Here is a 19418-nt window from a genome sequence, read left to right as displayed (position 1 = left end):
GAGATGATGTTCTGGCTGCCGTCGTACTTGTCGTCGTTGACACCCATCACGATGGTGATGTCCTCACCGGTCGCCGGCGCCGAGATGACCACCTTCTTGGCCCCGGCCTCCAGATGCCCGCGGGCTTTGGCGGCGTCGGTGAAAATCCCGGTCGACTCCACCACGATGTCCACCCCCAGATCGCCCCAGGGTAGCGCCGCCGGACCCTCCTTGACCGCCAGCGCCTTGATCTTGGTCTCACCCACGATCAGGGTGTCCCCGTCCGCGCGCACGTCATAGGGCAACCGGCCCAGGATCGAATCGAACTTCAACAGATGCGCCAACGCATCGGTGGAAGTCAGGTCGTTGACCGCGACGATCTCCAGATCGGCGTTCTTCCCCGCTGCTTTTTGCGCATCCAGGGCCCGAAAGAAGTTACGCCCGATACGCCCGAAACCGTTGACGCCGATCCGAATAGTCACCGCTGATACTCCTCGCTTGATCGTTTCAGAACGAACCATACACCCATTGGGATTTTCTGCAAGCTAGTTATGTACTTCAAATACCTAACTAACCCTGACTTACGCTTGCGTCGGCGTGTGTCGCCTTGCTTCAATGGCAGCCATGGCGCTCAGCGGCACGTCGGTGTCACCTACTGCCGGCGAAGTGCTCGCCGTGATCAGGGATCACCGGGCTACTACCCGCAGCGAGATCGGCCGAATCACCGGCCTGTCGCGCACCGCGGTGACGGCGCGAATCGCAGCGCTGGAAGCCGACGATCTGGTGATCGAGCCCGAGCACGTGGCGTCGACGGGCGGACGTCCGGCCGCGCAGCTCATGTTCAACGTCGATGCGGGCATCGTGTTCGCGGTGGCCATCGGGCGCAGCCGGACCCAGCTGGCTTTGTGCAACCTCGCCGGCGACGTCCTTGCTACCGCCGACATAGATCAGGAGCCCGGGATGGGCCCGGACGACCTGATGCCCGATCTGGTGAAGCGGCTCGGAGAGCTACTCGACGACTCCGGTCGCGGCGGCGACCGCATTTTCGGCATCGGTCTGAGTCTGCCCGGCACGGTCGATCGGCAGCTCGGAGCGAGTCTGGACTCGCCGAACATGAGCGGTTGGGACGGTGTGCCATTGGCGCCGTACTTCCAGCACCTCGCCGACGCGCCGGTGGTAATGGACAACGACGCCAACGTGATCGCACTGGCCGAACGCCGGTTCGGATTCGCCGATGTGCAGGACATGCTGGTCGTCAAAGCGTCCACCGGACTGGGCGCCGGCATCGTGATGGGCGGCCAACTCCGGCGCGGCGCGGTGCAGGCCGCCGGGGACTTCGGGCACAGCAAGATCGCGGCGGCTGCCGGTATCTCGTGCCGCTGCGGTGACACGGGTTGTGTCGAGGCGGTGGCCGGCGGCTGGGCGATCGTGCGCGATCTGCGGCGTGAAGGGTACGCCGTGGGCCATCTGCGTGACGTCGTGGCATTGGCGCACAGTGGAGATGCCAAGGCCCGCAGCAAGATTCGCGACAGCGGCCGGCATGTTGGCGAAGTGCTCGCGGCTGCGGTCAACCTGATCAACCCTGCGGTGTTGGTCGTGGCGGGCGACATGGTCGGTGCCTACGACGTGTTCGTGGCCGGCCTGCGCGAGACGTTGTACGGCAACGCCAGTACCCTGGCCACCCGCACGCTGCAGGTGGTCCCGTCGGTGCTTCAGGAGCGCGTCGGCATCATCGGCTGCGCGACGACGGCGCTCGATCACATCTTGAGCCCGCGGATGATCGATGCCTCCCTGCAGACCGGGCTTCAGCACTCAGGCGCCTGACGTTCGTGCCATGCGGCGGATGAGTTTTCGGGTGGCTCGTTCCAGGATCTCCTGAGCCGCAGTGTCATTCCGCTGCTTCTCGGCCCGCCCGACGGCCGCGGAAATCGTCAGACCACGTTCGTACGCTGTCGCGACCCTCGGATCGACATACGAACTACGCGCCACGGCAGGGGTGTTGCCGAGTTCTTCGGCAACCTCGCGGAAGACCGAAGTCCGGGCGCGGCGAATAGCTGCCTTCGTATCCGCCGGCGCGACGGCGGCGAAGCTCGCGGCGGCCAGCACGGTGCCGTGCCACGTGCGCAGGTCCTTGACGCTGTACTCCTCGCCGACCAGCTCTTTGAATCGGGCATTGAGGTCGTCGGCATGCAGCTCTACGCACCCCGAACCACTGCGGCAGTACAAGAACCGCTCGGTGGGGCCTCGTCCTCGGCGTAGCGCGCGGACCGCTCGGACCACCTGCTGGTCGGCCAGTTCCAGGTGGCGCTGTACGCCGCTCTTCGCCGGGTAGTCGAATATCACTGTGCCGCTGCGCACCTCGACGTGTTCGCAGCGCAGCGTGGCCAGTCCGCACGAATCGTTGTCCTGCGCGTATTCCTCGCCACCGGCGCGGAAATACCCGAGGTCGATCAGGTGCAGGGCCAACGCGAGTACGCGCTCGCGGTGCAGTCCGCGGCCGGTGAGGTCAGCTGCGATCCGGTCTCGCCAGTCGGGCAGCGCCGTGGAGAGCTGGAGTACGCGGTCGAACTTCTCCTCGGTGCGTTCCTGTTGCCACACGGCGTGATAGAGGTACTGGCGGCGGCCCGCGGCGTCGATCCCCACTGCTTGGATATGCCCGTTGCGGTGGGGGCTGATCCAGACTTTCCGCCACGCCGGTGGTATCACCAGGTCCCGAATCCGTTGCAGCGTCTCTTCGTTGGTGACGGGTGCGCCGGTGGCGTCGTAGTAGGAGAAGCCGTTACCGCGCCGCCTCCGCGTGATCCCGGGCGACGTGATGTCGCTATGCCGCAGCCTCATGGCAGACCTGCGCGGTGTCTGTGTCGCACCGTCGGTCCTTACCCCGGATCGGCTCCGGCGACACCTCTGCGACGCCGGTGTCAACCCCAGCGGTACCGGACAAAATGATGCGTGGGTCACAGTGTCCTGCGTCACACCCTGAGCAGTCTGCTCAACATTTCCGCTGGCTGTTGACGTAGCCCGCACGTCACGGCAGATTCTGCGGCACCGATTGCTTGTGGTTCGGCTTTGCCGTTCCCGGTCTGCCTTGGAGATTGCGGGACACAAGGGTCGGAGGTGCGAGTGGCTCGGGGCTGCGGGCACCAATCCTGCACACGCAACAACACACTGAGGAAATTGATGTCTCGTTCACGTCTGACCAATGCCGCCACCATCCGCCGCATCGCGGCCGCCGTCGGAGCCGGCGCGCTCGTGGCCATGGGCGCCGCGACCACCGTGGCGGGTGCCGAACCGGCGCGGGAGAACCCAGCCGGCGCGAACGGTGCGACGACGACCCAGGCCGCCCCGCCGACCGTGCCACTGACCCCGTCGGCCAGCCCCGTCGTCAAGGCTGCGCCCTACGGCAAGAGCTAGCCCACAGACATCGAAAGGCCAACTATTGCAGGCTTTTTCGTCAAGCGTGCAATAGTTGGCCCTTTGGTCGAGAACTCAGGCGCGCGGCATGATCATCACCGGGACCGGTGAATGGCGCAGGATTTTCGCCGCTGCCGATCCGAGGAACACCCGGGCGGACTGTCCGGCCGCACCCGATCCGAGCAGCAGCACGTCACCTGAGGTCCAGCCCGTGTTCTCCACGGCCTGCTGCCAATCTCGCCCGCTGCTGACGACCATGTCCACGTCGGGCACGGCCAGATCTTCGCGAACTCTGTTGAGCTGCTTGGTGACATCGTCGGCGGTGCGCTTCGACCACTGCGCGACCACCATGTCCTCGGCACCCGCCTCGAGCGAGGGCCCACCGAACGCCCACGCGGGCCGCACGGTGTACGCCACGATCCGCAGCTGGGCATTCCAGTCCTTCGACAGCTCCGCAGCCGCCCGGATCAATCCATTGGTGTCGGCCTCGCCGCCGTAGGCCGCGGTGAGGCGGCGGATCGGCTCGTGACTGAAGGCGTATCCGCGCGGCGCGATCGCAACCGGCACCTGCGCGGTGTGCACCAGCCGCTCCGTCACGCTGCCGAGCGCCACGCGTCCCAGTAGGCCGGACGACGACGACCCGAGCACCACCGCGCGGGCCTCGAACTCCTGCGCGAGCTCGAGCAAACCGGTTGGGATGGAACCAGATTCGTGAACCAGCGTGGGTACGTCCGGTCGCCCGGGGAGGCCGTTGACGACGGCCTGCAAGGACTGGGCCGTCTGCGCCTTCACGTGGCGCAGGTATTCCTCCTCGACGGGGTCGTTGCGCGGCGGCCACGAGCGCTCGAGAACCGCTGCCGCGATGACCTTCTCGCCGGTGGTCCTCGCGATCTGCACGGCGAGGTTGATCGGGGCGCTGCCCTGCCGGGACGCGCTGAACCCGGCGATGATCGTCACGCGACAGGCTCCTCGGCGGGTGTCATCGCGATCACGTTGGTCACCGGGATGTTGTAGTCGGACCGGGCGCGGTCGACCACATCGAAGCGGTGCCAGATCGACTGTTCCGGTGGCTCTGTCGCGATGACGATCTGATCCGGGTGGAATTCTTCGACACCGGCTGCCAGCGCGCGCAGCGGGCGGTAGTCGCCCAGCTTGCCGTCGGCCTCCAGGTTCGCCGAGTGCAGCGCGGCCAGCGTCTGGTCGAGACGTTGCTGGGCAAGGACTTTGGTGGCCTCCCAGACGTCGAGGGGGCTGTGTGAGGCGGCGGCGCCGGTCTCGATCGGGCTGACCGGCACGACGACGTGATAGGTCGTGGCGTTGTCGGCGCCGATGGCGCGAAGTTCGTCGAGCAGTTCCTCGGAGCCGACGGTTTCGTTGGCCAGCACCAGCACTCGGTGCGGCCGCTCGGTCGCGGTGACGGGCTCCGGGACCGGCCGGCGGGAGTTGAACCAGCGGTTGGCGAAGAACAACCCGATCACCACAGCCCAGGACAGCAGGCTCAAGGTCAGGGCCCTGCGGTTGTCTCCGCCTTGGACGTACATCTGCACCAAGATGGCGGTCATCGCCAGCGCCGTGATGATCGACAACACGGGGAACAGCCACATTTTGACTTTGAGCTTGTCGCCGCCATTGCGGTACCGCAGCACGATCTGGGAAATGGCGATCAACAGGTAGACGAAGAGGATGACCGCACCGCTGGAATCCAGCAGGAACTTGAAGATGAAATCGGGCGAGAAGGCCGAGGCTATGACACCCAGGAACCCGATGACCGACGACGTCAGAATGGCGGCTGCCGGAACGCCGCGACGCGTGACGGCGACGAGCTGGGCGGGTGCCTCCCGGCGGGCGGCCAGCACGAACAGCATGCGCGAGGCGGTGTACATGCCCGAGTTCAGGCAGCTCAGGACCGCGGTCAGGACAACCGCGTTCATGATGTGGTCGGCGTAGGGGATACCCATCGCGGTGAAGGCCGAGACGAACGGCGACGCGGCGAGCTGCTTGCCGTTCCACGGCAGGATGGTCACCAGCAGGAACGCCGAGCCGACGAAGAAGACCGCGATGCGCATGATGACCGAGTTGGCGGCCTTGGCGACAGCGCGCTCAGGGTCGGTGGACTCGGCGGCGGCGATGGTCGCGATCTCGGCGCCCACCATCGAGAAGATCACGGTGACGACACCGACGGTGACCGCTGACGGGCCCAGTGGGAAGAACCCGCCGTGTGCGGTCAGGTTGGAGAAATCCATGGATTTGTGCGGCCACAGACCGAGCACGAAACAGGAGCCCAGTCCGATGAACACGATGATGGCCGCGACTTTGATGCTGGCGAACCAGAACTCGAACTCGCCGAACGATGACACCGAGAACAGATTCGTCGCCGTCATCGCGATGAGCAGCAGTAGGGCTGTGAGCCATATCGGTGCCGAGGGCAGCCAGTACCGAATGATCTTGGCGCCGGCGATCGCCTCGAATCCGACGACGATCACCCAGAAGTACCAATACAGCCAGCCGATCGAGAAGCCGGCCCAGTTGCCCAAGGCGTTGCGGGCGTAATCGGCGAACGAGCCGGTCGACGGATTGGCCACCGCCATCTCGGCGAGCATCCGCATGATCATGATGATCAGCACGCCGGCGAGGGCATAGGTGATGAATGTGCCGGGCCCGGTGTCTTTGATGACGACACCTGAGCCGACGAACAGCCCGGCACCGATCACGCCCCCGATCGCGATCATGGACAGTTGGCGTTGGCTGAGTGCCTTGTTGAGGGTCGGTGTCCCGCTCACGTCGTCTCCTTCGCGCTGCCCCGACGGCGTTTGTCAGGGCGTTTTCAGCCCACGCCCAGCGACAGATGTGAGCTGCACCACTATTTGGTGTGTGCGAATACTAAGCCGGTCACGACGGCATGTGGGGGCCAATGCAGGCGCCATCTTGTCGGAACATCCGGCCGTTTTTCCGACAGCAGTCGGAAGGTCGCCGGCGCCCGGCATCAGTGCCGGCGCAGCCGGGCCAGCCGGATGCTGAGCATGAGATCGAAGCGGGCTTCGCCGTCGGTGAGGTCGGTGACGTCGTCACCGAGGGCCTGGGTGATCTTCTCCAAGCGGTAGTACAGCGTCGAGCGATGCAGGTGCATGGTGTCGGCCGCGCGCCGGGCGTCGCCGCCGGAGGACAGATAGGCCTCGAGCGTCTGGATCAGGTCGTCGCGTCCCTCGGCCAAGAGCGCGGTGACGCCCGGATGGATCAGCGCGTCGAGTTCGTCGGGAGCGTCGGCGAGGCTGTCGGTGAGTAGCGCGACCGCCCGCCACGACCCGGCCGCGGTCCAGTCGAGCGCCGCGTCGACCGGGCCGGCGCCCGCGGCGGCCAGCGCGCAGGCCAGCCGGGCATCCCGAAACGACTGGGCGGCCTGGGCGAGGGGCAGCCGGCTACCGGACCAGCCGATGACCGGGGCGTCATCGAAGGTGGCCCGGATCGACGAGGTCACGGTCTCGGCGAGGCGCTGCGGCGGGACCCGCACGTGCGCGGGGCAGAAGGCGAAGACGCTCACGGGACTGCCCGGCAGGACGAACCAGTTGTGCGTTCGCTCGACGGCGGACAGCCGCAGCCGAAGTGCGGTGAGACGCTGCTCGGTCTCCGCGGCGTCCCCGGTCGGGACGAACGCGAAAACGGTGAGCAGGCTGTCCGGCTGCGCCATGTCCTGGGCGCTGAGCTCGAGTTGCACCGCGTTCAGCGGCTCGCCCACATCGGCCGACAACAGGCGGCCCAGCAGAGCCTGACGCGCGGACTCGACGGCACGCTCGGTGGTCTGGCGCCGATCCAGGACCGCCACCAGATCCGCGCCGGCCTGGTTCGCCAGGGCACGCTCGGCCGCGCTCAGTGACTGCTCCGGGTCGATCACCCACAGGTAGCCGAAATGATGGGCGGCCGATCGGACCGGCACGCAGTACCGCGCCACCATGGCGTACTGGGGCAGCGGTGGAATCGCGACGCCCGGGTCGGCGTCGTCGATTCCCAAGGCCTGAAGCTCCGCGATGACTTCGGGTTTCGTGGCCCGCTCGAGGAGGCTGTGCATCCGCACGTCGTCGACGGTCCCCAGCTGGCGGCTGAAGGTCATGGGCGTCATCGCCGTGTCGTCCAGCAGCACCGCGCGATTCAGCGATCGGGCCAGCAGGTCGACGATCAGCTGAATGTGGGCACTGGGATCGGTGCCGTGCGGTTCCGCCATGCGCTCCCATTCAGATCTGTGTCGGCGGCACTGCGCTCACAGGAACCGCAACGATTGTTGCCGGTATCGTCGCACGCACTCCGCGGCGGACGGGGCGTTGACGGTGGAGATGGACGATGTTGCCCGCAGTGTGGTCGGAAGTGCGCTGGGCCTTCACCCCGCCGCGCACCTGGCTGCTGGGCGTGGCGGCCAACGTCGTGCTCGCCGTGCTGTGGCTTGCCGTGCAGCCGTTGACCTCCGGGGGACGGCATCACCACGATTGGGTGATCCTGGTCGGCACGTACTTCTCGTCGTTCGTGCTCGCCGACACCACGACAACCAATGTGCTTGGTGCCGACCATGATCGGGTTCAGCAGCGGCTGGCCGAATCGGTGGCGCCGTGGCGGATCCTGCTGCACAAGAACCTGGCGCTGCTGATTCTCGTCGGACTTCCGACGCTTGCCGCCGCCGCGGTGCTCACCGTCTGGTTCGAAAGCCCGGCCCGGCTCGGTGTGACGATCCCGAATGTCGCGGTGCCGATCGTGTCGTGGCTGGGCGTGGGCAATGCGGTGTCGGTGCTGCTGCCGGTTGCTGAAGTTCGGTTGGTGCAGCGGTGGGGCCAGCGCCACGACCGGCGCCGGATCGCATTCTGGTTGTCGTCGCTGGTGCTGCCGTACGTCCTGTATTTCGTCGCCGACCCGATCGGCGGCGTCGAACACCGTGAATTGTGGCGGACGCTACCGAACGCCGTCGCCCATGTCTTCGGTCCCGTCCTCGGCCGCGACACCAAAAGTGCTGTGCACCTTGGTATCGCGGTCGGCGTGTGGATCGCCGGGACACTGTTTGCCGATTGGTGGGTGCGGCGCCGGGGCGTGCAGTTCCGGTAACGACTACTGGGGTGGCGCTGCGTCCGGTGCCGGTGCCGTCTGCTCCGGTCCCGGGAGCCACGGCGCGCTCGCCGGCATGTGGGCCGGCGCCGCGGTGTTCGGCGGGGTCGCGGCGGGCGCGGACTGACCGCGCCCGGCCTGATCGGCGGCCTGCACCGTCGTCGATGACCACGGCGCGGGTCCGGCCAGTGCATCGGCCGCCCAGCCCGCCTGCAATTGGCTCACCGTGAAGTTGACGCCCTGGGTGATCAATCCGCTGTCGATGTAACTGTTGTGCGCGTCGAAGCTCGACCCGTGCGCGTCGCACACCAGGTCGTTGTTCGCGCAGATGTCGGTGGTCTTGGGCTGGTACACCGGGCCGACCGTGACGGAGGGGGAGCCGATGGCGCGCATGAACCGTGCGGAGGGCTTGCCGAACAAGGCAACGGCCGCAACATGATCCGCGACGTCCGGCGGCATGGGGGCCGGCACCTCGGCGGCGGAGATCCCGTCGGGAATGGTGCCCGCGGTGACGAAGCCCGCAACGGCAGCACCCTGCGAGAACCCGCCGAGCACCATCTTGGTCCGGGGGCAGGCCGCCGCCGTCGTCACGATTTGCCTACGGGCGTCACGGATTCCGTCGACGGCGGTGGGGAAGTCGGTGGTCGCGGGATAGTCGACCGCATATACGTCAAGGGTTTTCGGGCTGATGGCGGTACGCAGTGAATTGATGAACGCCGTCCCGACCCCGCCGGGTCCAGGCGCTTCGTCGGTGCCGCGGGCGAAAATGACTTGGGCATCGGGGCAGTCGGCTGCATGTGCTGCCGGTGGTAGCGCGGCGGACATCAATCCTGGTGGTACCACCAGGATTGCGACCAGGCTTCTGATTCGGCTTCTGCTTTTGCTTGGCCTCACCGGTCCATGCTGACACACCGGCACCCCATCCGCGCGTTAGCTGGGCCCGTCGCGTTCGAATCGTGACATACCAAAAGTCCGCTATTGCGTGTTAGCGGTGACGAATTCGGCAATGGCGGGCCGGCTACCTGAGCATCATGACGGTGAACGCGACGACACTGACGACGACGATGCAGGCGCGTAAGGCGTTGGGTGGCAGGCGGCGTCCGATCCTCGCCCCGATGTAGCCGCCGACTGTGGAGCCGACGGCCAGCAGCAGCGCCGGCAGCCAGGCCACCTGGCCCACGACGATGAAGATGAGGGCCGCGACCGAATTGACCAGTCCCACAGCGATGTTTTTGACGCCGTTGAGGCGCTGCAGATCTTCCGAGACGAACAACCCGAACAACGCCATCATGATGATGCCTTGCGCCGCACCGAAATAGCCGCCGTACACCGCGCATCCGAACACGCCCGCGTACAGCGGCGCGGCATGGTCGGTGGACCGCGGCGCACCGCGGCGCGCATCCAGCGCGCGGCGCAACAAAGGCTGCACCAGCACCAGCGCGCCGGCCAGCAGGATGAGCCACGGCACGACCGCGGTGAACGCGCCGGGTGGCAGTTTGAGCAGCAACACCGCACCGACTATCGCCCCGGCCAGTGAGACCGCACCGAGGCGGAGGATGCGGGGGCCCTGGCCGCCGAGCTCGTGCCGGTAGCCGTAGGCGCCGGTGAAGTTGCCCGGCACCAGTCCCACGGAGTTGGACATGTTGGCGACGAGCGGTGGATAGCCGACGGCCATCAGCACGGGGAAGGTGATCAGGCTGCCGGAGCCGACCACGGCGTTGATGATCCCCGCAGCGACGCCGGCGAGCAGCACCGCGGTGATCGCGAGGGCGGTCAGGAGCGCGGCTTACTGTGCGGTCTCACCCGCTGAATTCTTCACTGGCCTTCCTGTGGACTTGCAGTGGGCTGGAAGAACCGCTCGATGTCCGCGGTGGTCAGTGTCTCGACGCCGATGAGCGCCAGGTCGGCGAGCCGCTCGGGCGTCACCTGGGAGGTGGCGTCGGCGACCAGCGCGGCGCGGTAGTCCCGCTCGGAGGCGTCGAACAGGGTGGCGCGCGGGCAGTTCGGCAGATTGCAGCCGGCCACCACGACGGTGTTCACCGCGAGGTCGCGCAGGTGCTCGTCCAACGCCGTGCGATAGAACGCCGACCACCGTGGTTTGAACATCACGACCTCGCCCGGCGCCACCTGCTGGATACCGCCGGCCAGCAGTGAGTCGTAGTCGAGGGGGTGCGCCAGCAGGTCCGCGGGCACCGCGGCGCCATCGGTGTGCGGGGCGGCGATCTGCCTTCCGGACTCGATGGCGGCCCGGCGCGGTGGGTCGGCGTCGCTGCCGCCGGGGACGTACAGCCGCACGATGTGCACGATCGGCCGGTGCGCCGCGCGGAATGCCGCGAGCAGCCGTGCCATCTCGGGCATTCGTTCGGCGGTGCCGTCGACCTGCGACGGGCCCGAGACGAAATCGTTCTGCACGTCGATCAGCACCAGGGCGCTGCGTGCCAGGTCAGGGGAGGTGTAGTCGTGGCCGGCAGACACGGTCCCGATCTTTCCAGACATCCCGCCGGTGCGAGCCACTCTTGACGACCCGACGACGGCAATGCTAAGCAACTGCACAGCATTTGTTGCGCGTCCACCCCGGGGCGCGAGCTGCTGACGATGAGAGGCACGCGATGACGCTGCAGTCGGTCTTGGAGGACATCCAGAAGCGCCCGGGTACGGGTGAGCTCATCCCGATCATCGATCCGGTGAGCGAGGAGCAGATCGGCGAGTTCACCGATTGCGGCCCCGAGTTCGTCGTCGAGGCCGTCGCGCGCGCCAAGTCGTCCTTCGAATCCGGTGTCTGGTCCGGTCTGCCCGGCCGGGAACGCGCCAAGATCCTGTGGCGCATCGCCGACCTGATCGACGAGCACGCCGCCGAGTTCGCGGCCATCGACTCGGCGAACACCGGCATGATGAAGATGCAGTCCGAGCTCGTCGTCCCGACCTGCGCCGAGTTCTTCCGCTACTACGCCGGCTGGTGTTCCAAGATCAACGGCACCGCCTACGACATCCGCACCAGCGGCATCGCCTCGGATGCCTACGTCGACCAACACGGCTACACGCTGCGTGAGCCCTACGGCGTCGTCGGCCTGATCTTCCCGTGGAACGGCCCCATCTTCAATGCCTGCGCCAAGGTCGCGCCTGCCCTGGCCGCCGGCTGCAGCAGTCTGGTGAAACCCGCTGAGGAGACACCGCTTTCGGCGCTGCTACTGGACCGGCTGATCCACGAGGCCGGCGTCCCCGAGGGCGTCGTCAACCTGATCACCGGGTACGGCCACACCGCGGGCGCCGCCATCAGCGCACATCCCGACGTCGAGAAGGTCGCCTTCACGGGTTCGACCGAAGTCGGCAAGGAGATCGTCAAGGCCTCGGCGGGCAACCTGAAGAAGGTCATGCTGGAACTCGGTGGCAAGTCACCGGTGCTGATCTTCGACGACGCCGAGCTGGACAAGGCCATCTTCGGGGCGGCCATGGGCATCTTCATCCACTCCGGCCAGGGATGTGTCTGCGGCTCAAGGATTTTCGTGCAGCGCGGAGTCTACGACCAGGTGGTCGAGGGCATCGCGAACGTCGCCAATTTCATGAAGTACGGCGGGCCGGAGGAAGAGGGCGTGATGAGTGGCCCGCTGATCAGTGCGAAGCAGCTGAATCGGGTTCTGGGCTTCATCGACGAGGGCAAGAACGACGGCGTCGAGATCGTCGCCGGCGGGTACCGGCTGGATCGCAAGGGCTACTTCGTGCACCCGACGGTGCTGACCAACGTCGACCCCGGCATGCGCCTGTACCAGCAGGAGATCTTCGGGCCGGTGGTCAGCATCCTGCCGTTCGACACCGAGGACGAGGCCGTCGCCATGGCCAACGACACCAGCTACGGCCTGGCGGCCACCGCGTGGACCACCAACGTCAGCCGGGCGCACCGCATCGTCAAACGTCTGCAGGCCGGCAGCGTTCAGGTCAACTGCCAGTTGGTCTTTGACCACGACCTGCCCTTCGGTGGCTACAAGCAGTCCGGCTGGGGCCAGGAGTTCGGCCGGGAAGGGCTCGAGGCCTACCTGAAGAACAAGAGCGTGATCGTCCAGTTGTAGTCCGCCCCGGGATTTGTGCACGTTTTTCCGCGCCGACCGCGAAGAATCGTGCACAAATCCCAGCCAGGCTGCATGTGACGCAGGTCACGGCACGGCGTGACCTCGCACCCTTCGGCTACGCAACCGTAGGTTGGCGCAACCTACGGTTGCGTACGTTCTGGTCGCCGCCAATCCTTGGTGTGTGAGCCACTACATCGCCAATCTGCGCGATATCGAATTCAATCTGTTCGAAGTGCTGCCGGTCGGTGCGGCCCTGGATGCGGGTGGCTACGGCGACCTCGATGCCGATACGGCGCGATCGATCCTCGACGAGATCTCGAAGCTCGCCGAAGGCGTTGTCGCCGAGACGTTTGTCGAAGCCGACCGCAACCCGCCGGTGTTCCTGCCCGACGAGCACCGCATCACGGTGTCCGAGGAGCTGGCCAAGACCGTGCGGGTGGTCAAGGAGGCCGAATGGTGGCGCCTGGGCCTCGATGAGCGCGCCGGTGGGACGCCGGCGCCGGCGGCATTGGTGTGGGCGACGCAGGAAATGCTGATCAGCGCGAACCCGTCGGCGACCTTCCTGTACGGCCTTGGGCCGGCGATGGCGCACACGCTGGCCGAGGTGGGCACCGAGGAGCAGCAGCACTGGGCGCGGACGGCAATGGACAAGGGCTGGGCGGGCACCATGGTGCTGACCGAGCCGGACGCCGGGTCCGATGTCGGGGCGGGACGGGCCAAGGCCATCGAACAGCCCGACGGTACCTGGCACATCGAAGGCGTCAAGCGCTTCATCTCCGGCGGCGATGTCGGTGACACCGCCGAGAACGTCTTCCATCTGGTGCTCGCCCGGCCCGAAGGCGCTGGTCCGGGCACCAAGGGACTCAGCCTGTTCTTCGTGCCCAACTTCCTGTTCGACCCCGAGACCCTCGAGCTGGGCGAGCGCAACGGCGTGTACGTCACCGGCCTGGAACACAAGATGGGCATCAAGTCCTCACCCACGTGTGAGCTGACGTTCGGCGCCCACGGAAAGCCCGCCGTCGGCTACCTCGTCGGTGGCGTGCACAACGGCATCGCGCAGATGTTCAAGGTCATCGAGAACGCCCGGATGACGGTGGGCGTCAAGGCCGCCGGTACCCTGTCCACCGGCTACCTCAACGCGCTGGCCTACGCCAAGGAGCGCATCCAGGGCGCCGACCTCACCCAGATGGCCGACAAGACCGCGCCGCGCGTGGCGATCATCGAGCACCCCGACGTGCGACGCAGTCTGATGACGCAGAAGGCCTATGCCGAAGGTCTGCGCGCGGTCTACCTCTACACCGCCGCCTACCAGAACGCTGATGTCGCGCAACTCGTTTCGGGTGCCGACGCCGATCTGGCGCACCGGGTGAACGATCTGCTGCTGCCCATCGTGAAGGGCGTCGGATCCGAACGCGCCTACGAGATGCTGTCCGAATCGCTGCAGACGCTCGGCGGTTCCGGCTTCCTGCAGGACTACCCGATCGAGCAGTACATCCGCGACGCCCGCATCGACGCACTGTACGAGGGCACCACGGCCATCCAGTCGCTGGACTTCTTCTTCCGCAAGATCATCCGCGACCAGGGTGCGGCGCTGGCCCACGTGTCGAGCCAGATCACGGCAACCATCGACAGCGCCGGGCCGGAGTTGAAGGCTGAAACCGACCGGCTGGCAACGGCTCTGGCCGATGTCCAGGCGATGGCCGCCGCGCTGACCGGTTATCTGATGGCCGCGCAGGGCGATCCCGAGCAGCTGTACAAGGTGGGCCTGGGTTCGGTGCGGTTCCTGCTCGCGGTCGGCGACCTGGTGATCGGCTGGCGGCTGATCCTGGCCGCCCAGATCGCGCACGCGGCGCTCGACGGCGCCACGGAACGCGACCACGCGTTCTACACCGGCAAGGTGGCGGTGGCGAAGTTCTTCGCCAAGAACGTGCTGCCGCTGCTGACCGCGGTGCGTGAGGTGATCGAGACGCTCGACACCGACGTCATGGAGCTGGAGACCTCGGCCTTCTAGGGATTTTTGTGCACGATTTTCCGCGCTTGCCGCGGAAAATCGTGCACAAATCCCCGGCTGGTCGGAGGCGTTGGCGCGCAACACTTCCTTTCCGTCGAACAGATCACAGTTCCGGCCCTCGATTGCTGTGGATCTGGTGCCGCCGTGGAAAATGGTCCAAGGCCCACGACCGGACGAGGAGAGTGTGACGTGCGACGCGACACCCTGGCGTGGCTCGGTGCCCGCGCGCTGACCCGCCGCCTGGGTTTGCCACGGGCCATGAGCTTCCAGGTGGAACGGTCGCTTCCGGTGCCGACGCGCGACGGCGCCGTCCTGTTGGCCGATCACTACGCGCCGCGGACCCGTAAGCCCGCCGGCACATTGTTGATGCGGGGGCCCTACGGCCGCGACGGCCTGCCCAACCGGGTGTTCGCCGGGCTGTACGCGGGGCAGGGCTTCCACGTCGTGCTGCAGAGCACCCGCGGCACCTTCGGGTCCGACGGTGCGTTCGAGCCCGGCCGTCACGAGGTCGACGACGGTGCCGACACGGTCCAATGGCTGCGTGAACAGCCTTGGTACGGGGGCGAATTCGCCACCGTCGGGGCGTCATACCTGGGGTTCACCCAGCTGGCGCTCCTCGTCGACCAACCTGACGACCTGACCACCTCGGTGATCACGATGGCGCCGCACGATTTCGGTCACTCGGTATGGAGCACCGGATCATTCGCGCTCGGCGACTTCCTGGGGTGGAGTTATCAAGTGGCGTGGCAGCACCGCGGCGGCTGGATCCGTCAGATCCTCCGCGGCATGGCGACGCCGCGCACCCTCAAGCCGGTGCTGGAGACGCTGCCGCTCGATCCCGCCGCAGCCGAGCTGCTGGGCGGACGGACCCCGTGGTTCAACGCGTGGCTCGAACAGCCGGATCCGTCGTCGCCGTACTGGGCCGAGAACGGTGTGGCGGCCGCACTCGACAACCTGCGCGGCCCGGTGTTGCTGATCACCGGCTGGCAGGACGTGTTCGTCGACCAGACCCTCGAGCAGTACCGGCGGCTGCGGGCCCGCGGTGTCGAGGTGGCTCTGACGGTCGGACCGTGGACGCACGGATCCGGTGGTACCGAGGCCATCAAGGAATCCGTGCTGTGGCTGGACGGATCTCGCCGCGCAGGGGCTCCCGTGCGGATCTGCGTTGCCGGCGGTGACTGGCTCGACATGCAGGAGTGGCCGCCGGCGGCTGCCGAACAGGTGTGGCACCTGCACCCCGGCGCGGCGCTGGCCGAGACGCCGCCCGACAGCGGGGCGCCGTCCACGTTCATCTATGACCCGGCCGATCCGACCCCGAGTATCGGTGGGCGCCTTCTGGTTTCCGGTAAGTCGGGCTACATCGACGACACCGCGCTCGCCGAGCGATCGGACGTGCTGACCTTCACCAGCCCGGTGTTGCCGGCCGACCTCGACGTCATCGGAACGCCGTACGTCGAGCTGGACCACCGGACCGACAATCCGCACGCCGACGTGTTCGTGCGCATCAGTGACGTTGGGCCCGATGGACATTCGACCAACGTCACCGACGGCTACCTCCGGCTCACCGCGGCCGATGCGCCCGAGGCGCTGCTGCGCCTGGAACTCGACGCCACCGCCTACCGATTCGCAGCCGGCCACCGAATCCGCCTGCTGGTCGCCGGCGGCTGTTTCCCGCGGTTCGCGCGCAATCTGGGCACCGGCGACCCGCTGGGGACCGCAACCCGGATGGTGCCGTCGGTGCACACCGTCGCGCACGGCGACGGCGGGCAGTCCCGGCTGGTGCTGCCGGTCAGCGCAACGTGACGACCACTTTGCCCTTGGCGGAACGGTTTTCCAGCGAGGCGATGGCGTCCGCGGCGCGCTCCAGCGGATAGACCTCGGGCGCGGGCGGGGTCACGGCGCCAGAGGCCAGCAGCGGCTCCAGCTCCTCCCACTGCTCGGCGAGATAACCCGGGTGCGTCATGGCCCACGCGCCCCAACCGACACCCACCGCGTCGACGTTGTTGAGCAGCAGCCGGTTCACCTTGACCGTCGGGATATCGCCGCCGGTGAATCCCACCACCAGCAGCCGGCCGCCGGGTGCCAGCGACCGAAGGGAATCGGTGAACCGGTCGCCGCCCACCGGGTCGAGGATCAGGTCGACGCCGCGGCCGCCGGTCAGCTCGCGCACCGCGTCCTTGAAACCGTCGGCCAGCACGACATCGGAAGCGCCGGCGGCACGGGCGATTTCGGCCTTGTCCTGCGAGCTCACCACCGCGATGGTGCGGGCGGCGCCGAACGCCGGGGCCAGCCGCAGCGTTGACGTGCCGATGCCGCCCGCGGCGCCGTGCACCAGCACCGTCTCGCCGGGCGTCAGGCGGCCGCGGGTACGCAGCGCGCAGTGCACCGTCAGATCGTTGAACAGCAGTCCCGCGCCGGCCTCGAACGACACCGAGTCGGGCAGCTTGAAAACCCGATCAGCCGGTAGCGCAACGACTTCCGCCATGGCGCCGGACAACATGGTCAACGCCGCCACCCGGTCGCCGGCCGCCACGTGTGCGCCCTCGGGTGCGCTGCGGACCACGCCCGCGAGCTCGGCGCCGGGGGTGTACGGCAATTCCGGCTTGTGCTGGTACAGACCGCGGGACTGCAGCGCGTCGGGGAAGGCGACGCCGGCGGCGTGCACCTCGATCACCACAAGGCCGCTGCCGTCAGGTTCGGGGATGTCGTTCAGTTCGGCCGCCGAAGGGCCGTCCAACCGGGCGATCTGAATGGCGCGCATGGTGCTCTTCTCCTGTAGGCGTTGCCGGTGGGTCACTGTCACTGTCACTGTCGCATGTCCGTCTCACGGTGCGCCGCGGGCACCGAGTAAGAGGCCGGTCACCACCAGCCCGATGCCGGCGATCTCGCCGATCGTCGGAACCTGATGTAGCACCGTGAGCCCGATGAGGGTTGCCGTTACGGGCAACAGTGCCAGCAGGATCGCGAACCTCGCCTGGCCGACCTGGCGGAGGACGATCTGGTCGAGGGCGTAGGGGATGGCCGTCGACAGCAGGCCGACGCCCAGGCCGAGCAGCCAGGTGCGTGGGTCGACGAACACCGCCGAGTTCGTGTGGGCCTGAAGACCGATGATCACCGGGCCCAAAATGGCTGCGGCGGTCGACATTCCGAGGGCGAGCGTGTCGAGACCGCCGTGTGCGTCGGCCACCCGTTTGCCGACCATGATGTAACCGGCCCACAGCGCGGCGGCGGCCAGTGCCCATGCCACGCCGGCGAGCTCTGAGGTGAATTCGATGCCGGCCAACAGCACAACCCCGCCGGCGGCCAGGGCGGCAGCCAGAAGATCGCGCGGCCGCCGTGAACCGAGCGTGGCCACAAGCGTCGGCCCGATGAACTCCACCGCGACGGCGGTGCCCAGCGGGATGCGAGCCAGCGCCTCGTAGAACGCGATGTTCATGCCGACGGTGATCAACCCGAACAGGGTCGCGATCGCGACGCGGCGGCGCGTCAACGGCATTCGCCACGGCCGGCGCCAGGCCATCAGCACCAGCGCGCCGGCCGCGGCCCGGAGCCACGCCACGGTGGCCGGTTGGGTGGTCGAGAAGAGAAACACACCGATCGCGGCACCCAGGTACTGCGACGCCGCACCGGTGACAAAGACGAACGGGACGGACCATCGGGGCAACTGGCGGTTGGTCATCCGCGCGGCACCCGGCAGTTGTCGATCCCGGTCACCCGGCGCAGATTACCGTCGACCTACCATCCGTGAATGATCGACGCACGTGCCGCGGTGTTGCTTCGCCCGGGTTCGGCCCCCGAACTGACCGACGTCCAGATTCGCGAGCCGCAGGGCGCCGAGGTACTGGTCGGCATCGATGCCGTCGGCATCTGCCACACCGATATCAGCACGGCCGCACGCTGGCCGGAGAAGCGCCTGCCCATGGTGTTCGGCCATGAAGGCGCGGGCACGGTCCTTGCGGCCGGACCGGACGCCCGCATCGACGTCGGCCGCCAGGTCGTCCTGACGTTCGCCAGCTGCTCGCAGTGCGCCGCATGTTCGTCCGACACGCCCGCCTACTGCGACAACGCCACCCGCCTGAACATGGCCGGCGACCGCGGTGACGAGGCGAGCGCCCTGCGGCTGGACGGTCAGCCCGTGCGCGGTGGATTCTTCGGGCAGTCCAGCTTCGCCACCCACGCGCTGGCCAACACGTCGAATGTCGTGGTCCTGCCCGACGGCATCGACGCCCAACTGGCGGCGCCGCTGGCCTGCAGTGTGCAGACCGGGGTCGGCGCGGTGCTGAACACCCTGTCTGCGGGACCCGACGATGTGCTGGTGGTGTGGGGCGCCGGCGCGGTCGGTCTGTCGGCGGTGATGGGTGCCCGCATCGCCGGGTGCCGCACTGTCGTCGCCGTCGACCCGATCGCCGAACGGCGCTCGCTGGCAATCGAATTGGGTGCCACCGGGGCCGTCGACTCGGCCTCGGAGACCCTGCCCGCCGAGATCATGGAACTCACCGGCGGTGGCGCGACGCTCGCCGTCGACACCACCGCGCGCGGCGACGTCATTAGCACCGCGCTGACGCTGCTGCGCAAGTGCGGCACGCTCGCGCTCGTCGGCCTGGGCGCGCTGACCGCGGAGCTGCCCGTCGGGCTGATCCTGGCCAACGGGCTGCGGGTGCAAGGTGTCATCGAAGGTGACAGCGAGCCGCACAGCTTCATCCCGCGGCTGGCCGGGCACGTCCTTCGGGGCGAGTTGCCCGTCGACAAACTGGTACGGACCTACCCGTTCGACCGCTTCGCTGACGCCTGGTCGGACGCCACCGCCGGTTTTACCGTCAAACCAGTGCTGGTTATTTAGGTAGGCTCGCGGTACGGGATGTCCCGCCGGC

The 19418-nt window shown here is 67.5% G+C and carries 17 protein-coding genes; 7 read left to right on the top strand and 10 right to left on the bottom strand.

What is annotated here, in order from left to right; genetic code table 11:
• Positions 1-461 (bottom strand): glyceraldehyde 3-phosphate dehydrogenase NAD-binding domain-containing protein (locus H289_RS0129065; RefSeq protein WP_020101593.1); only part of this gene is annotated, 461 nt, incomplete at its 3' end.
• Between the two features lie 142 nt (positions 462-603).
• On the opposite strand from H289_RS0129065, the gene H289_RS0129060 reads away from it, so the two are divergent.
• A complete protein-coding gene (locus tag H289_RS0129060; RefSeq protein WP_029105905.1) occupies positions 604-1803 on the top strand; it encodes an ROK family transcriptional regulator in 1200 nt (399 codons plus the stop codon).
• On the opposite strand, the gene H289_RS0129055 is transcribed toward H289_RS0129060, so the two are convergent.
• On the bottom strand, positions 1792-2817 hold the full coding sequence (locus tag H289_RS0129055) for a DNA topoisomerase IB (protein WP_020104383.1): 1026 nt from the start codon (positions 2815-2817) through the stop codon (positions 1792-1794). The genes H289_RS0129060 and H289_RS0129055 overlap by 12 nt on opposite strands.
• Before the next feature lie 339 nt (positions 2818-3156).
• On the opposite strand from H289_RS0129055, the gene H289_RS0129050 reads away from it, so the two are divergent.
• Positions 3157-3390: a hypothetical protein gene (locus H289_RS0129050; RefSeq protein ID WP_020104382.1), complete on the top strand. Its 234-nt coding sequence runs from the start codon at positions 3157-3159 to the stop codon at positions 3388-3390.
• Positions 3391-3465: 75 nt separating this feature from the next.
• Here H289_RS0129050 and H289_RS0129045 read toward each other — a convergent pair whose 3' ends face one another.
• From H289_RS0129045 to H289_RS0129035, 3 genes are all read right to left on the bottom strand, one after another.
• A complete protein-coding gene (locus H289_RS0129045) occupies positions 3466-4347 on the bottom strand; it encodes a universal stress protein (RefSeq protein ID WP_020104381.1) in 882 nt (293 codons plus the stop codon).
• Positions 4344-6170: an amino acid permease gene (locus H289_RS0129040; RefSeq protein ID WP_029105903.1), complete on the bottom strand. Its 1827-nt coding sequence runs from the start codon at positions 6168-6170 to the stop codon at positions 4344-4346. The genes H289_RS0129045 and H289_RS0129040 overlap by 4 nt, the downstream gene beginning before the upstream one ends.
• Positions 6171-6373: 203 nt before the next feature.
• Positions 6374-7606 (bottom strand): PucR family transcriptional regulator, encoded by a 1233-nt coding sequence (locus H289_RS0129035; RefSeq protein WP_020104379.1) that lies wholly within the window; start codon positions 7604-7606, stop codon positions 6374-6376.
• Between the two features lie 116 nt (positions 7607-7722).
• Here H289_RS0129035 and H289_RS0129030 point away from each other — a divergent pair, with 116 nt between their 5' ends.
• A complete protein-coding gene (locus H289_RS0129030; RefSeq protein WP_020104378.1) occupies positions 7723-8472 on the top strand; it encodes a hypothetical protein in 750 nt (249 codons plus the stop codon).
• A 3-nt stretch (positions 8473-8475) separates the two neighbouring features.
• Here H289_RS0129030 and H289_RS31630 read toward each other — a convergent pair whose 3' ends face one another.
• The 3 genes from H289_RS31630 to H289_RS31625 all read right to left on the bottom strand — a co-directional run bounded on the left by H289_RS31630 (position 8476) and on the right by H289_RS31625 (position 10968).
• Positions 8476-9297, bottom strand: coding sequence for a cutinase family protein (locus H289_RS31630; RefSeq protein WP_020104377.1), 822 nt, complete (start codon positions 9295-9297; stop codon positions 8476-8478).
• A gap of 193 nt (positions 9298-9490) precedes the next feature.
• Positions 9491-10225: a sulfite exporter TauE/SafE family protein gene (locus H289_RS0129020; RefSeq protein ID WP_020104376.1), complete on the bottom strand. Its 735-nt coding sequence runs from the start codon at positions 10223-10225 to the stop codon at positions 9491-9493.
• Between the two features lie 62 nt (positions 10226-10287).
• Positions 10288-10968 (bottom strand): cysteine hydrolase family protein, encoded by a 681-nt coding sequence (locus tag H289_RS31625; RefSeq protein ID WP_020104375.1) that lies wholly within the window; start codon positions 10966-10968, stop codon positions 10288-10290.
• A 113-nt stretch (positions 10969-11081) separates the two neighbouring features.
• Between H289_RS31625 and H289_RS0129010 the strand changes: the two genes are divergently transcribed.
• The 3 genes from H289_RS0129010 to H289_RS0129000 all read left to right on the top strand — a co-directional run bounded on the left by H289_RS0129010 (position 11082) and on the right by H289_RS0129000 (position 16350).
• A complete protein-coding gene (locus H289_RS0129010) occupies positions 11082-12536 on the top strand; it encodes an aldehyde dehydrogenase family protein (protein ID WP_020104374.1) in 1455 nt (484 codons plus the stop codon).
• A gap of 181 nt (positions 12537-12717) precedes the next feature.
• Entirely contained in the window at positions 12718-14547 is a 1830-nt protein-coding gene (locus H289_RS0129005; RefSeq protein ID WP_020104373.1) for an acyl-CoA dehydrogenase, read from the top strand.
• Positions 14548-14736: 189 nt separating this feature from the next.
• A complete protein-coding gene (locus H289_RS0129000; RefSeq protein ID WP_020104372.1) occupies positions 14737-16350 on the top strand; it encodes a CocE/NonD family hydrolase in 1614 nt (537 codons plus the stop codon).
• Here the strand turns inward: H289_RS0129000 and H289_RS0128995 are convergent.
• Positions 16337-17308, bottom strand: a complete 972-nt coding sequence (locus tag H289_RS0128995) for an NADPH:quinone oxidoreductase family protein (protein ID WP_020104371.1) — start codon at positions 17306-17308, stop codon at positions 16337-16339. The two genes, H289_RS0129000 and H289_RS0128995, sit on opposite strands and share 14 nt — an antisense overlap.
• A gap of 63 nt (positions 17309-17371) precedes the next feature.
• Positions 17372-18226: an EamA family transporter gene (locus H289_RS0128990; RefSeq protein WP_020104370.1), complete on the bottom strand. Its 855-nt coding sequence runs from the start codon at positions 18224-18226 to the stop codon at positions 17372-17374.
• A 69-nt stretch (positions 18227-18295) separates the two neighbouring features.
• Between H289_RS0128990 and H289_RS0128985 the strand changes: the two genes are divergently transcribed.
• Positions 18296-19387, top strand: coding sequence for an NAD(P)-dependent alcohol dehydrogenase (locus tag H289_RS0128985; RefSeq protein WP_020104369.1), 1092 nt, complete (start codon positions 18296-18298; stop codon positions 19385-19387).
• Positions 19388-19418: the final 31 nt, after the last annotated feature.

Source organism: Mycobacterium sp. 360MFTsu5.1 (assembly GCF_000383495.1).
In the GTDB taxonomy this organism is placed as follows: Bacteria; Actinomycetota; Actinomycetes; order Mycobacteriales; family Mycobacteriaceae; genus Mycobacterium; species Mycobacterium mucogenicum_B.
This window is presented reverse-complemented; position numbering and strand designations above follow the sequence as displayed.

Coding starts and splice junctions, on each gene's coding strand:
- H289_RS31625 (WP_020104375.1), bottom strand. CDS start 10,968: ATGTCTGGAAAGATCGGGACCGTGTCTGCCGGCCACGACTACACCTCC.
- H289_RS0129055 (WP_020104383.1), bottom strand. CDS start 2,817: ATGAGGCTGCGGCATAGCGACATCACGTCGCCCGGGATCACGCGGAGG.
- H289_RS0129030 (WP_020104378.1), top strand. CDS start 7,723: ATGTTGCCCGCAGTGTGGTCGGAAGTGCGCTGGGCCTTCACCCCGCCG.
- H289_RS0129050 (WP_020104382.1), top strand. CDS start 3,157: ATGTCTCGTTCACGTCTGACCAATGCCGCCACCATCCGCCGCATCGCG.
- H289_RS0128990 (WP_020104370.1), bottom strand. CDS start 18,226: ATGACCAACCGCCAGTTGCCCCGATGGTCCGTCCCGTTCGTCTTTGTC.
- H289_RS0129060 (WP_029105905.1), top strand. CDS start 604: ATGGCGCTCAGCGGCACGTCGGTGTCACCTACTGCCGGCGAAGTGCTC.
- H289_RS31630 (WP_020104377.1), bottom strand. CDS start 9,297: ATGTCCGCCGCGCTACCACCGGCAGCACATGCAGCCGACTGCCCCGAT.
- H289_RS0129010 (WP_020104374.1), top strand. CDS start 11,082: ATGACGCTGCAGTCGGTCTTGGAGGACATCCAGAAGCGCCCGGGTACG.
- H289_RS0128985 (WP_020104369.1), top strand. CDS start 18,296: ATGATCGACGCACGTGCCGCGGTGTTGCTTCGCCCGGGTTCGGCCCCC.
- H289_RS0129035 (WP_020104379.1), bottom strand. CDS start 7,606: ATGGCGGAACCGCACGGCACCGATCCCAGTGCCCACATTCAGCTGATC.
- H289_RS0128995 (WP_020104371.1), bottom strand. CDS start 17,308: ATGCGCGCCATTCAGATCGCCCGGTTGGACGGCCCTTCGGCGGCCGAA.